Genomic DNA, 13,608 nt, shown 5'->3' on the forward strand with positions numbered 1-13,608 from the left:
TTGGACCTGCCCACGGCGGCGGCGCTCCTGCCGCCGCCGTTTCAGGCTGCGGCGGCCGCCAGCCGCTCCAGAATCTGGCGGGCGGTCGCACCATCCTTCGTGCTCCAGAACGGCGGCAGGGCGCTGCGCAGGAAGTTTCCATAGCGCGCCGTGGCCAGCCTGGAATCCAAGACGGCTACCACTCCCTTGTCATTGGCTGCTCGGATCAAGCGGCCGGCTCCCTGCGCCAGCCGCACGGCGGCGTGGGTGGCTGAGACGGTCATGAAACCGTTGCCTCCCGCTTGGGCCACCGACCGGGTCCGGGCGGTGGTAAGGGGGTCGTCCGGCCGCGGGAACGGAATGCGGTCGATCACTACCAGCCGGCATGCCTCGCCGGGCACATCGACGCCCTGCCACAGCGTCATGGTGCCGAACAGGCAGGTGTCCGGTTCATCCGCGAATTGGCGGACCAACGCCGCCATTGAGGATTCGCCCTGGCACAGGATGGTCAGGTCGGTGCGCTTGCGCATTTCAGCCGCAGCCTCTTCTGCCGCACGCCGCGAGGAGAACAGTCCGAGGGCACCGCCGCGAGAGGCCTGCAGCAGTTCCTCGAGTTCGTCGAGCTGCTCCGGACTGGTGCCGCGGCCCGGCTTGGGCAGATGCGATGCCACATACAGCACGCCCTGGCGCGGGTAGTCGAAGGGGCTGCCCACATCGGCACTCGAGTAAGCCGGAGCGCCGGCCCCCAGCAACCCGAGCGAACCGGCGACGGCGTCGAAGGTTCCGCCCACCGACAGCGTGGCAGACGTCAGCACCACCGTATGTTCGTCGAAGAGCCCTTCACGCAGTCTGGACGCGACAGACAACGGAGCAATGTTGAGGGTAGCCGGTTGGTCGTCGTTGGCGACGTAGTCCCCGGCCTCGCCGTAGGTGCTGGGACGGGTTGCCCAAATGACCTCGCGGGAATCCGCCGCGGACAGCAGCCGTTCTGCCATCTCCAACACCGCGGCGAGACGCGAACGGGCCATCTGCCGGCCGCCGTCCGCCGCTCCGGATCCGTCGGGCTTGGAATCGGATAGCGCCACGCGGGCGGCCTCCCGCACCTGCATGAGCACCAGTTCTTGCTCCTGGCGCAGACCGGAGGCCTGCAATCCGCTCGGCACGGCTTCCAAGACATCCTCCAGCGCGCCGGCCGCCGAATTGAGGGGTTCCACGCTGATTCCGGTGTGCTTGCGCGCGGTAGAGGCCGCGGTGCGTACCATGGCCGCGGACAGCTGCCCGGCCACCGCGCTGGTCACTCGGTCCTGCAGTTCGTGGGCCTCGTCAATGACCACCACGTCGTAGTCCGGAAGGACTGCGACGCCCTCGAAGGCGTTGATGGCGAGCATGGCATGGTTGGTGATCACGATGTCCGCTTCGGCCGCATGTCCGCGTGCCAGTTCGCTGAAGCATTCCGCCGCGAGGGGGCACTTTTGCGCGCCGAGGCATTCCATCGATCCCACGGAAACCTGGCGCCATGCCCGGTCACTGACACCCGGCACCAGTTCATCGCGGTCGCCGGTCTCGGTCTCCTGCGCCCATTCGCGCAGGCGCACCACCTCCTTGCCCAACGCACTCGACGCCCCGCCGGATGCCCCTCCGCCGGCGGGCGCCGGATGCGGGACGGCGTCCTCGCCCAGGCTGAACAGCGCGGCTGGCGCGTCTTCGTCCGGAAAGCCGCCGGCCAGCTTATGCAGGCAGACGTAATTGTTCCGCCCTTTGAGCAACGCGACGTCCAGCGGCCGCGGAAGCTCATCGGCGACGGCTTCCATCAGCCGCGGCAGATCCCGTTTGACGATCTGCGATTGCAGGGCCAGCGTCGCCGTGGAAACGATAGCGGGCTTCTCACCTTCCAACGCTTGCACCATGAGCGGGACCAGATAGGCCAACGACTTTCCAGTGCCGGTGCCCGCCTGCACCAGCAGATGCCGTCGGCGGTCGAAGGCCTCGGCCACCTTGGCAGCCATTTCATGCTGGCCGGCGCGATGCTGGCCGCCCATTCCCTGGACTGCGACATCCAGCAGCCGCAACGCCTCGCCGGCCGGAACCCGGGTATCAGTCATGCCGCAGGAATCGTTCCAGCTCCGCTGCCAGCCCCTCACGAACGAGCACATCGAGCCGAGTGCCGTCTTCTCCGTGCTCCATGGCGAGAATTTCGGCGTCCTCGCTGTGCAACCGGCTGATGACTTCGCCGCGGTCGTAGGGCACCAGCAGCCGCAGCTTCACACTGGGCCGGGGAATGGTCTCGCTGATCCGTCGAAGCAGCGTGTCCATGCCCTGGCCGGTGCGCGCCGACACCACGACGTGGTTCGGTTCGCGCTGGCGCAGGCGCTCGACCACAAAGGGATCGGCGACATCGGCTTTGTTCAGCACCACGATTTCGGGAATGTGCCGCGCGTCCACCTCGGAAAGCACTTCGCGCACCGCCGCGATCTGCCCCTCCGGGTCGGGGTGGGAGACGTCGACCACATGCAGGATCACATCGGCGTCGGCAACTTCTTCCAGCGTGGAGCGGAAGGCTTCCACCAGTTGGGTGGGCAGCGAACGGACAAATCCGACAGTGTCGGCGAGCGTGTAGCCTATACCGTCGGGCGTCTCCGCGCGGCGGACGGTGGGGTCCAAGGTGGCAAAAAGCGCATTCTCCACCAGCACGCCGGCATCGGTCAGCCGGTTGAGCAGCGACGATTTGCCGGCGTTGGTGTACCCGGCGATGGCCACTGAGGGCACGGCATTGCGTCGGCGGTTGGCACGCTTGGTTTCCCGTGCCGGCTTCATGGCCGCGATCTCGCGGCGCAGTTTCGCCATCCGCGTCCTAATACGACGGCGGTCCAGTTCGATCTTCGTCTCACCGGGTCCGCGCGAACCGATGCCGCCACCGGCAGCGCCTACCCGGCCGCCGGCCTGGCGTGACATCGACTCGCCCCAGCCACGCAGCCTCGGCAGCAAGTATTCCAACTGGGCCAGTTCGACTTGTGCCTTGCCTTCGCGGCTCTTGGCGTGCTGCGCGAAGATGTCCAGGATCAGCGCGGTGCGGTCGATGACCTTGACCTTGACGATGTCCTCCAGCCCGCGGCGCTGCGAAGGCGAGAGTTCGCCGTCGACAATGACCGTGTCCGCACCGGTGGACATCACGATGTCCCGCAGTTCCTGGGCCTTGCCGGAACCGAGGAAGGTACCCGGGTCCGGCTTCATCCGGCGCTGCACGATACCGTCCAACACTTCGGAGCCGGCAGTCTCCGCCAGCGCGGCCAGTTCCCGCAAGGAGTTGTCGGCGTCGTCGGCGGTGCCTTCGGTCCAGAGGCCTGCCAGGACCACGCGTTCCAGGCGCAACTGCCGGTACTCGACCTCGGTGACGTCCTCCAGTTCGGTGGAGAGGCCTGCGACGCGGCGGAGGGCACGACGTTCGGCCAAGTCCTGCTGGTCACCGTCGAATTCGGAATGTTCGGAATTAAGGTCGGACAGGGCCTGCGCTCGTCCGCCGACGCCCGGCTTGCTGCGTGGCGCAGTATCTCGGGCCAAGATACGGTCAATGACGGCTTGGATCTCATCCGGCGTCATTTCCGGTTCCGGCGACGGCTGGGGGCTGTTGGTGGTCATGCTCTCCTTCGAAATGTCCGTGGTCTTATCGTAGTCCTCCGGGCTGCGTCCGGCGGAGTCCGAAGATGTGGTTTGTGGATGATTGGCCAAAAGTCCTCCTGGCATGGGCCCCGTCGGTGCGGGGCAGGAAATGTGTGGCTGCTGGCGCCTGCTGGTGCGGCCGGAACAACCGGCACCGGGGACCATAAACAGCCGGCATCAAGCGGCTGCGGAGGTGGAGTGTTCCAGAAGTATTCGGGGAACGTTGATTGCCCGGCGGCCGGGGAGAATGGATTCTCAACCAACGGCACGCGCTGTGCCGTAGCGAACGGGACAGCATGGTGGCGGCGCAATCATTACTTCTTCATGGGGTTCACGCTACCAGAGCGGGCGCAGCTTAGGTGCGCCTAGATACCGATTCCGCTGAGCGCGCACTAATCTGGCCGATTATGGGAACAGAGCACTACTTCAGCCCGCAACCAGGAAAACCCGAGGTCCGCCGCACCTTGGAGGTCGAGCTGGACGGCCGCACCCGCCAACTGCAGACGGCGGGCGGAATCTTCAGCCCGGACGGCGTCGACAAGGGCACAGCGGTGCTGTTGGCCGAAGTGCCGCCGCCGGCTGCGGCCGGCAACCTGCTGGACATAGGCTGCGGGTGGGGCCCGATCGCCCTGACCCTGGGCCTGAAGTCTCCAGCGGCCGCAGTGTGGGCCGTGGACGTCAACGAGCGCAGCATCGCCTTGACCAACGACAACGCCGCATCGCTGGGCCTGAAGAACGTCCGTGCCTGTCGGCCGGAAGATGTCGACCCGTCGCTGCAGTTCAACACCATCTGGTCCAATCCGCCGATCCGGATCGGCAAGAGTGAACTTCACGAACTGTTGCTGCTCTGGCTGCCCAGGCTCGCCCCGGGAGGCACAGCCTGGCTGGTAGTCCAGAAGAACCTGGGCTCGGACTCGCTGCAGCGCTGGCTCTCGGGCGAGTTGCCGCCGGATTACTCCGTCACGCGTGAAAGCACGGCCAAGGCCTTCCGCGTGCTCTGCGTCCGGCGCGCGGACTGACCGCCCGGCTCAGGCCACCGTGCCGCGGGACACCAGCACCGCGGGACCGCTCAGCTCCACATGTTCGCGCCCGTCCGCTGCCGGAAGAAACCGAACACGAACTGTTCCACCGGGGACGCCGACCTGCCAGTCGTCGGGAGCTCCCTTCCCGGCCCAGTAGCGGATGGCGACGGCGGCGGCGCAGGCACCTGTCCCGCAGGACTGTGTCTCCCCCACTCCCCGCTCGTGCACGCGCATGCTGATGTGTCCGGCTCCGTCGGCAACCAGAGGTTCGGCCGGCACCACAAATTCAACGTTGGTTCCGCGTGCCGGAACCGGATCCACCGCCGGGGCTGCGAACAGTTCGGTGGCGGCAAGTTCTTCGAGTCCGGCAAGGGCCACGACAGTGTGCGGGTTGCCCATGCTCACGGACAACGCCGGCCGCGGCACCTCCAAGCCTCCGGCACTGACGGTGGAATCCATGGCCCTGGCGGCAGCCTCCGCCGGGAAGATGAATTCCCACGGCCCCATGTCCACCGCGTAGCCATTGGCGGACCGGCGGATGACTTTGATCCCGGCCCTGGTCCCGATGGTCAGGGACTCCCCCGGCGCCAGCTCTACCAGTCCTTCGTCCAGCAGGAAATGCACGAAGACCCGGACGCCATTGCCGCACATCTCTGACACTGAGCCATCGCCATTGCGGTAGTCCATGAACCACTCGGCCTCCGGCGCCGCCGCCAGCAGCTCCCGGCCCTCAGGCAGATGCGCGGAACGGACCGCACGGATCAGCCCATCCGCGCCGATCCCCAGATGGCGGTGGCACAGCGCAGCGACCGCTTGGGGTTCGATGTCCTTGACGCCATCCGGATCGGCGATCAGCACAAAGTCGTTGCCGGTTCCATGCCCTTTGGCGAAGGACAGCCCGGACAAGGCGGACAAATGGTCAGGAAGGGGTTTGTTCACGCATCAAGCTTAGCGAGGTGGCCAGCGGCCTTGTCCGCCACCAGCGGATCCTGCCAGTCGAGCCAGTGGATCCGGGGGTCGGCCCGGAACCAGGTCAGCTGGCGCCGCGCAAATTTGCGGGTGGCGGTGATGGTGTCCTCGACGGCGTGGTCCTGGCTCCACCCGCCGTCGAGCACCCTCAGGAACTGGGCGTAACCGAGCGCGCGAGGGGCAGTCCGGCCCCGGCGGAGTCCTTCTCGGTCCAGTGTGGCGACTTCGTCCAACAGACCGCGCTCGACCATCACATGAACGCGGCCGGCCAGGCGCTGCTTGAGCTGTTCGCGGTCCACGCGGAGGCCAATCTGGACCGTGGGGCGGACGTATTGCCGCTCCGGCATGTAGGAGCTGAAGGGGCGCCCGGTCAGCTGCTGCACTTCCAGCGCACGCACCACCCGCCGGGCGTCGCCCAGCCGGCTGGCCGAGACCGGATCGACCTCCCGGAGCCGGTCCCTCATCGCTTCCAGGCCGCGGCCGGCCAGTTCTTCCTCCAGAGAGCGGCGCAGCGCAGGATCGGTACCCGGAAACTCGATCGCGTCGAGGGCCGCCCGGAGATAGAGTCCGGAACCGCCGGCAAGGATGGCACGGCGGCCCCTGCCGTGAATGGCATCGATCGCGTCGCGGGCCTGCTGCTGGTATGCCGAGACGCTCGCTTCCTCGGTGACATCGAGGATGTCCAGCAGGTGGTGGGCCACTCCTTGCCGTTCGGCCAGCGTCATTTTGGCCGTACCGATGTCCATGCCGCGGTAGAACTGCATGGAATCGGCGTTGATCACTTCTCCGTCCAGCCGCTGGGCCAGCTGAACGGCGAGATCGGATTTTCCGGATCCGGTGGGCCCGACGACGGCGATGACCGCCGGGCTGTCCTGCTGGCGCTGTGGGTCGGCCGGCATCGCGCTCAGGCGGGCCGGACCGGCAGCGCGGGCATGCCCAGCGACACCTGGGCAGGTTTGCTGCCCGGGGTCGCGGGTACTCCGCAGGAGTCAGCCTGAGAACGGTCCCAGGCGTCCCCGGCGCGTGAGCGGCGCAGTTGGTAGTCCGATGCGGACGCCGGATCGGCGATCAGGTGGAAGGGCGCAGCTTCGGTGACCGTCACCGTCACCAGGTCACCGGGACGAGGTGCCTGCGTGCCGTCGGGCACGGAGAAGTGCACCAGCCGCTGGTCGCGGGCCCGGCCCGAGAGCCGGTGCGTCTCCCCTGCTTTGCGCCCTTGCTGCGCGGTCACCATGACCTCCACCCGGCTGCCCAGCTGCTTGGCGTTTTCTTCCGCGGCAATCCTGTCCTGCAAGGCGATCAGGCGCTCGTAGCGTTCTTGCACGACGGACTTGGGCAGCTGGTCCGGCAAGTCTGCGGCCGGGGTTCCGGGCCGCTTGGAGTACTGGAACGTGAAGGCGCTGGCGAAGCGGGCCTGTTCCACCACCGCCAGCGTTGCCTGGAAGTCCTCTTCGGTCTCCCCGGGAAAACCGACGATGATGTCCGTCGAAATGGCCGCATGCGGAATCCGTTCGCGGACCTTGTCCAAGATGCCCAGGAACTTCTTGGACCGGTAGGACCGGCGCATGTCCTTCAGGACCTTGTCCGATCCGGACTGCAGGGGCATGTGCAGCTGCGGCATGGCATTGGGCGTCTCGGCCATGGCGTCAATAACGTCATCGGTGAAGGCTGCCGGGTGAGGGCTGGTGAACCGTACCCGTTCCAGGCCCTCAATGCTGCCGCAGGCGCGCAGCAACTTCGCGAAGGCCCCGCGGTCGCCGAACTCCACCCCGTAGGAGTTCACGTTCTGCCCCAGCAGCGTGACTTCGATGGCCCCGTCGTCGACCAGTGCCTGGACCTCGGCCAGAATCTCGCCTGGCCGGCGGTCGCGTTCCTTACCGCGCAGCGAGGGCACAATGCAGAACGTGCAGGTGTTGTTGCAGCCTACGGAGATGGAGACCCAGCCGGAGTACACCGCGTCCCGTTTGGTGGGCAACGTCGAGGGAAACACATCGAGCGATTCCAGGATTTCCAGCTGTGCTTCGTTGTTGTGCCGCGCGCGCTCCAGCAATGCGGGAAGCGACCCGACGTTGTGGGTGCCGAACACCACGTCCACCCAGGGCGCCTTCTTGAGGATCGTCTCGCGGTCCTTCTGGGCCAGGCAGCCGCCGACGGCGATCTGCATCCCGGGGTGGCGTTCCTTGACCGGGGCCAGTTGGCCCAGGTTGCCGTACAACTTGTTGTCCGCGTTCTCCCGCACCGCACACGTATTGAACACCACGACGTCGGCCTGGCCGGCTTGGGCTTCGACCATCCCGGCGGCTTCGAGGAGCCCGGCAAGGCGCTCGGAATCGTGCACGTTCATCTGGCAGCCGAACGTCCGCACCTGGTAGGTGCGCGCTTCCGGCTGCTTCTCGATGGCGGGGGCGGGGACAGTCAAACTCACCTTACAAGGGTACGGCCTGCGGCCGGGCGGGCCACAATCTGCAACCGCCCGGGATCAGTACCAGTTGTTGGCCAGATGGAAATTCAAGGCCGAGCACGGGGAACCGTAGCGGGACTCGATGTAGCCCAGCCCCCAGTCGACCTGGGTCTGGAAGTTCGTCTGCCAGTCAGCGCCGGCGGCAGCCATCTTGTCACCGGGCAGGGCCTGCGGAATGCCATACGCCCCGCTGGATGGATTCGTGGCGTCCAGGCTCCATTCCGACTCCTTGTGCCAGAGCGTTTCCAGGCAGCCGATTTCTCCGGCGCCCCAGCCGAAGGATGCCAGCGCGCCTTCAGCGTAGGCCTTGGCAGCGGCCGGATCGTTTCGCGACGCCTGCGCCTGCGCAGCAGCCTTCTCTTCGGCAGCCTTCGCCTCAGCAGCCTTTTGGGCAGCACGTTTCTTAGCCGCCTCCGCAGCGGCACGTTTTTCGCTCGTCTTTTTCTCCGCTGCAGCCTTCGCCGCAGCGGCCTTCCGCTCAGCTGCCTTCTTGGCGGCCGCCTTCTTCGCGGCTGCCTTCTGATCGGCAGCTTCTTGGCGCGCCTCATCCGCCTGCGCGGCCTTCTTCGCGGCCGCCTCCGCTGCTGCTGCTTCAGCTGCTTGCTGCTGGGCATCCACTGTCCGGCCCTCGGCGGGCTCAACCAGGCCCACTAATTCGAGCACCGGAGATGTGATCGATCCCACGGCCTCTGAGGCGCTATGGCCGTTCCGAACCGCGCTGGCGGCTCCCGTTGCGCCCACGGCGGCAACGGAACAAAGTGTTAGGCCTGCGGCGATCCTGAGGCGGCGCTGCCTGCGGCTGCGCCTGCGTTGCTGGGTTTTCTGTCGACGTTCATTCTGCGGTGCACTCACAGTCGCACTACGGTAACGACCGAATCTGGGAAAAGTCTCAAAACGATAACAGCGGTGATGACGGGCCGGTTCGAAGAATGCAGCCTTGCCGAGTCAAACTTCCGATGTGACGGCGGGACCGAGCCAAGCCGCCGGAGAACAGCCTTGCTGAGTCAGACCTCCGACGCGACGGCGTGAACGAGTCAAGCCGCCGGCGAGCAGCGTTGCCGAGTCAGACTTCCGGGGTGCCGGCCGCGTCGAGTTCCTCATCGGCGACCCGGAACGCGATTGAGGCGGAATAGCCCTTCCGGGCCAGCATGGAGACCAGCCGGCGCAAGTGCTTGTCCCTTTCCGACCGCTCATGCAGTTGCCAATCAGGACGGATCTTGCGGCGAACCAGGCTGCGGGCCGCTTCAACCTCGTCGTCCGCCGACAGTTGGTCCAGCGCCTGCTCGGCCAGATCACCGACGATCCCCTTGTCAGCAAGCTCCCGTTTGAGTGCTGCCCGGGCCAAGGAACGGGTCTGGGACCGGCTCCGCACCCACATTCTGGCGAACTCGGCGTCGTCAATGAGGTTGACCTCTTCAAACCGCTCGAGCACTGCCTCGGCGACGTCGTCCGGGACGCCGCGCTCAGCCAGCTTCGCAGCCAGCTGTGCGCGGCTCTTCGGGGACTGGGTCAGCGCGCGCAGCACAATAGCGCGCGCCACTGCGTAAGGATCCGCGTCCGGCCCCAGGTCCGCCGGGCTGCCCGGCGTCGGGCCGGCGCCCTGTCCGTTCCTGGGCGACATTTAGAACCCGTCGACGGCCTTGAGCTTCGGCTCGCCCTCTTCCCCGTTGTCCGGGACTGCGTCGATGCCGAGCTTCTGGCGGATCTTGCGCTCCAGCTCATCCGCCAGGTCCGGGTTGTCGATCAGGAACTTGCGGGCATTTTCCTTGCCTTGGCCGAGCTGGTCTCCGTCATACGTGAACCAGGCCCCCGACTTCTTGACGAGTGAATGCTCCACTCCCATGTCGATCAGGCCGCCCTCGCGGGAAATACCGTGGCCATACAGAATGTCGAATTCTGCCTGCTTGAACGGCGGCGCCATCTTGTTCTTGACGATCTTGGCGCGCGTCCGGTTGCCCACCGGGTTGGCTCCGTCCTTCAACGTCTCAATGCGGCGCACATCGATGCGCACCGAGGCGTAGAACTTCAGCGCCTTACCGCCGGTGGTGGTCTCCGGGCTGCCGAAGAACACACCGATCTTTTCGCGCAGCTGGTTGATGAAAATGGCCGTGGTCTTCGACTGGTTGAGTCGACCGGTGATCTTTCGCAGGGCCTGGCTCATCAAGCGCGCCTGGAGGCCAACGTGGCTGTCGCCCATTTCGCCTTCGATTTCGGCACGCGGCACGAGGGCTGCGACGGAGTCGATCACGATGATGTCGAGGGAGCCGGAGCCGATCAACATGTCCATGATTTCCAGTGCCTGCTCGCCAGTATCCGGCTGCGACACCAGCAGGGCGTCAGTGTCAACGCCCAGCTTCTTGGCATATTCCGGGTCCAGCGCGTGTTCGGCGTCGATGAAGGCGGCGATTCCGCCGTTGCGCTGGGCGCTGGCAACGGCATGCAGCGCCACAGTGGTCTTACCCGAAGATTCCGGACCGTAAATCTCGACCACGCGGCCACGCGGCAGGCCGCCGATGCCCAAGGCAGCATCCAAGGAGATCGAACTGGTGGAGATCGTTTCGATGGGGGCGCGGGTGTCGTCGCCGAGCCGCATCACCGAGCCCTTACCGAACTGCTTGTCGATCTGCGCCAGCGCAGCTTCCAGTGCCTTCTCGCGGTCAGCTGGTGCGGCCATTGTTCACCTCAGTCTCTTGCGGCCCTCGGGCCTTGTCTGTCTTGACTCTTCCGACCGTAACGTCCGGCTCGGACAAAATCGGATCGGCAGCGGAGCATGTGGATAATCCGGCCTCTCGGCGGTCTGTGTAGAAGCTTAGCGGGATCCGAACACACTTTCGAACATATCGGTAGTTTTTGCCGGGCGTGTCCGCTCAGCGACGCGGCTCGCGGTCCTTGCCCCAGCGCCGCTCCTGCGGAACATCTTGGATATCGCAAACCGCGAGCCACACCGATTTCGGGGGAATTCCCGCAGCCAACGCTTCTGTGGCGGTCCTGCCGCCGAGTTGTCCCAGTACCAAATCCGCGGCCAGGACGTGTGAATAGGCAGAACCGAACTCGTCGTCCATCAACCGCCAGAAGTCACTGAGTCGCACGGGTACATCTTCTCACGTGTCTGTCTGGCCCGAGCGGCCGGCAGCAAGATTCCCTCGTAGCTGCCGGCGGCCTGCGACGCGTCGCGCAAGATTCTCTGCGCCGGCACCAGCGCTCATTAGAATAAGGCCATGACAGACCATGCCACGGGCAGCGCAGATGCAGGGTTCGATTCGGCGATCGAAGCTCTAGAGCGGCAGTTGAGCTTGCTCTGGCGCCGGGCCAGGGCGAACTCCCACCGGGTGGCACGGAGCGTGCACCCGGACATGGAGCCGGCCGCGTACGGACTCCTGCTGATCCTTCAGCGGGAGCGTTCCCTGCGGCTTACGGAACTGGCCGCCGCCATCGGGGTCGGCAAACCGTCGGTCAGCCGCCAAATTGCCATGCTCGAGCAACTGGGGTTGGTAGGCAAGCAGGCGGATCCACTGGACGGGCGGGCGCAGTCAATCACCCTGACTCCCGCTGGGCTGGAAAAACTGGCCGAGGCACAGGCGGCCCGCAAAATCGCCTTTCACGAGCGCCTGGGCGATTGGTCCGTCGAAGACTTGTCGACACTGGGACATCTGCTGGACCGGCTGAACGCTTCCTATGCCAATGAGCCGCCCATCCACTGAACCGCAGGATCCAGCCGGGCGCCGGACACAAAGAAACGGGCCGGTTCCGCCGCTGTGGCGGAACCGGCCCGTTGGGGTCTGGTGGTCAGTATCGGGCAGAAGCCAAACCGCGGAGATCCTCGGGCAGCTCGTCCGGAATGTCGCCGACAAACTCACGCGAGAGTTCCTGCGGGACGGTATCGGGAATGACCACGCCCTCGGCCTCTGCGACCCGGTCGCTCACTTCCCGCAGCATGTGCGACAGGGGGACGTCCAAGGCCGAGCAAATCGAGGACAATAGCTCAGACGATGCTTCCTTCTGGCCGCGCTCGACTTCGCTCAGGTAGCCAAGGGAAACGCGGGCGCTGTGCGACACTTCACGCAGGGTTCGTCCCTGCCGCTGCCGGACATCACGGAGGACATCGCCAATTTCGTGTCGCAACACTACCATTTTGCGCTCCTTCTGCTCCCTGCGGGGTTCTTCGGCCAATCCCACATCACGCCAACGGACAACACCGTTTACGGACACGGGCTGCTTTACCATCTGTATCGCCTTGCTCCCTCTTAAGCTGGGCGGCATCCGCCGCTGTTTTCAAGCCTAGGCCAACAACCTAACATCTGCTGACACCCTTGATAACTACTGGATCAATATTTTTGTTCCCCGGACTTAAATCTACGATCCGGACAAAACTGCCGCCTCATCGCCGACTGCCCGGCCCAGTTCTATGATGGCGGCTTCGCAGGCCTGCTGCCGGATACTGGCCCGGTCGCCGTCGAAGTGGTACTCACTGGCCCACGTTCCGTGCGGGGCTGCGACACCGATCCACACGGTTCCCACGTCCCGGCCGCCGTGCGGTTCCGGTCCGGCAACCCCGGTGGTGGACACCGCGATGTCCGCCTGGAGCACGCGCCTGGCGCCTTCTGCCATTTGGCACGCCACGCCCTCGGTGACCGCGCCCTCGCGCGCCAACAGATCCGCGTCGACGCCGAGCACCGCTGCCTTGACCTGGCTCTGGTAGGACACGATTCCGCCTTGGAGCGTGCCCGACGCCCCGGGAATCGTGGCCAGTTCGGCCGCCACCATTCCGGCAGTCAAGGACTCGGCCGTGGCCACCGTGAGGCTCCGGGCGATGGCTGCGGCGACGACGGCCGCAGCCTGGGTGGTATTCATCGCTGGCCCTCGGTCCCCGCGAGCGAAGCGCGGCGCAGCTTCATGGCTTTCACCACGTAGTCGACGCCGGTGACCACCGTGACGACGACGGCAAGCATCATGACGGCGAAGGCCACCCAGACGGCCCACGGGCCGAGCCAGGATTCCAGCGGCAGCAGGTAGAGGAAGATGGCCAGCGTCTGGAGCACGGTCTTCAGCTTGCCGCCGCGCGAGGCCGGCATGACCCCATAACGGATCACCACGAAACGCAGCAGGGTGATGCCCAGCTCGCGCACCAGGATGACGATGGTGATCCACCACGGCAGGTCTCCCAATACCGACAGCAGGATCAAGGCCGAACCGATCAGCAGCTTGTCGGCGATCGGATCGGCGATCTTGCCGAAGTTGGTGATCAGGCCACGGCTGCGGGCCAGATCGCCATCCAGCTTGTCCGTGTAAATCGCGACGGCGAAAACCAACACCGCCAGCCAACGGAACACTCCCCCAGCGCCGTTGTCAGCCAGCAGGAACCAGATGAAAAACGGAACCAGCAGGATCCGCACCGTGGTGAGGACGTTGGCGATGTTGAGGAGGGGCACAGGCCGGGACACTGAATCAGTCACGCGTTCAAGGCTACCCGTAGCGGGTCTCCACGCGGGCCTGGCGGCCCTTGGTCGACCACCGGAGGGC

At 65.8% G+C, this 13,608-nt stretch carries 14 protein-coding genes; 2 read left to right on the forward strand and 12 right to left on the reverse strand.

Features of this window, described 5'->3' with window-relative positions; translation table 11 throughout:
- Positions 1-41: 41 nt before the first annotated feature.
- Entirely contained in the window at positions 42-2,081 is a 2,040-nt protein-coding gene (locus E4J89_RS00175; protein WP_136784092.1) for an ATP-dependent DNA helicase, read from the reverse strand.
- The gene (gene hflX, locus E4J89_RS00180; RefSeq protein ID WP_136784093.1) at positions 2,074-3,615 is read right to left on the reverse strand and encodes a GTPase HflX; all 1,542 of its coding nucleotides are present in this window, start codon (positions 3,613-3,615) and stop codon (positions 2,074-2,076) included. The genes E4J89_RS00175 and hflX overlap by 8 nt, the downstream gene beginning before the upstream one ends.
- A 428-nt stretch (positions 3,616-4,043) precedes the next feature.
- On the opposite strand from hflX, the gene E4J89_RS00185 reads away from it, so the two are divergent.
- Positions 4,044-4,655, forward strand: a complete 612-nt coding sequence (locus tag E4J89_RS00185) for a methyltransferase (RefSeq protein WP_136784094.1) — start codon at positions 4,044-4,046, stop codon at positions 4,653-4,655.
- Between the two features lie 9 nt (positions 4,656-4,664).
- Here the strand turns inward: E4J89_RS00185 and dapF are convergent, their stop codons facing one another.
- The 7 genes from dapF to E4J89_RS00220 all read right to left on the reverse strand — a co-directional run bounded on the left by dapF (position 4,665) and on the right by E4J89_RS00220 (position 11,177).
- Complete coding sequence (dapF, locus tag E4J89_RS00190) at positions 4,665-5,597, reverse strand: diaminopimelate epimerase (RefSeq protein ID WP_240691596.1); 933 nt, start codon at positions 5,595-5,597, stop codon at positions 4,665-4,667.
- Entirely contained in the window at positions 5,594-6,526 is a 933-nt protein-coding gene (gene miaA / locus E4J89_RS00195) for a tRNA (adenosine(37)-N6)-dimethylallyltransferase MiaA (RefSeq protein WP_136784095.1), read from the reverse strand. Before miaA ends, dapF begins: the two co-directional genes overlap by 4 nt.
- Before the next feature lie 5 nt (positions 6,527-6,531).
- Positions 6,532-8,052: a tRNA (N6-isopentenyl adenosine(37)-C2)-methylthiotransferase MiaB gene (gene miaB, locus E4J89_RS00200; RefSeq protein ID WP_136784096.1), complete on the reverse strand. Its 1,521-nt coding sequence runs from the start codon at positions 8,050-8,052 to the stop codon at positions 6,532-6,534.
- 54 nt (positions 8,053-8,106) lie between these two features.
- A complete protein-coding gene (locus E4J89_RS19320) occupies positions 8,107-8,751 on the reverse strand; it encodes a hypothetical protein (RefSeq protein WP_169303873.1) in 645 nt (214 codons plus the stop codon).
- A 400-nt stretch (positions 8,752-9,151) separates the two neighbouring features.
- A complete protein-coding gene (locus tag E4J89_RS00210) occupies positions 9,152-9,709 on the reverse strand; it encodes a regulatory protein RecX (protein ID WP_136784098.1) in 558 nt (185 codons plus the stop codon).
- On the reverse strand, positions 9,710-10,762 hold the full coding sequence (gene recA / locus E4J89_RS00215; RefSeq protein WP_136784099.1) for a recombinase RecA: 1,053 nt from the start codon (positions 10,760-10,762) through the stop codon (positions 9,710-9,712).
- Positions 10,763-10,955: 193 nt separating this feature from the next.
- Entirely contained in the window at positions 10,956-11,177 is a 222-nt protein-coding gene (locus E4J89_RS00220) for a DUF3046 domain-containing protein (RefSeq protein WP_136784100.1), read from the reverse strand.
- 129 nt (positions 11,178-11,306) lie between these two features.
- Between E4J89_RS00220 and E4J89_RS00225 the strand changes: the two genes are divergently transcribed.
- Positions 11,307-11,789 (forward strand): MarR family transcriptional regulator, encoded by a 483-nt coding sequence (locus E4J89_RS00225; RefSeq protein ID WP_136784101.1) that lies wholly within the window; start codon positions 11,307-11,309, stop codon positions 11,787-11,789.
- 85 nt (positions 11,790-11,874) lie between these two features.
- On the opposite strand, the gene E4J89_RS00230 is transcribed toward E4J89_RS00225, so the two are convergent.
- The 3 genes from E4J89_RS00230 to pgsA all read right to left on the reverse strand — a co-directional run bounded on the left by E4J89_RS00230 (position 11,875) and on the right by pgsA (position 13,541).
- Positions 11,875-12,312 carry a helix-turn-helix transcriptional regulator gene (locus E4J89_RS00230; protein WP_136784102.1) on the reverse strand — a complete coding sequence of 146 codons (438 nt, stop codon included), beginning with the start codon at positions 12,310-12,312 and terminating at the stop codon, positions 11,875-11,877.
- A 129-nt stretch (positions 12,313-12,441) separates the two neighbouring features.
- Positions 12,442-12,939: a CinA family protein gene (locus tag E4J89_RS00235; protein ID WP_136784103.1), complete on the reverse strand. Its 498-nt coding sequence runs from the start codon at positions 12,937-12,939 to the stop codon at positions 12,442-12,444.
- Positions 12,936-13,541 (reverse strand): CDP-diacylglycerol--glycerol-3-phosphate 3-phosphatidyltransferase, encoded by a 606-nt coding sequence (gene pgsA / locus E4J89_RS00240; RefSeq protein WP_136784104.1) that lies wholly within the window; start codon positions 13,539-13,541, stop codon positions 12,936-12,938. The genes E4J89_RS00235 and pgsA overlap by 4 nt, the downstream gene beginning before the upstream one ends.
- Between the last annotated feature and the right edge of the window lie 67 nt (positions 13,542-13,608).

Source organism: Arthrobacter sp. CAU 1506 (assembly GCF_005047635.1).
Taxonomy (GTDB): domain Bacteria; phylum Actinomycetota; class Actinomycetes; order Actinomycetales; family Micrococcaceae; genus Crystallibacter.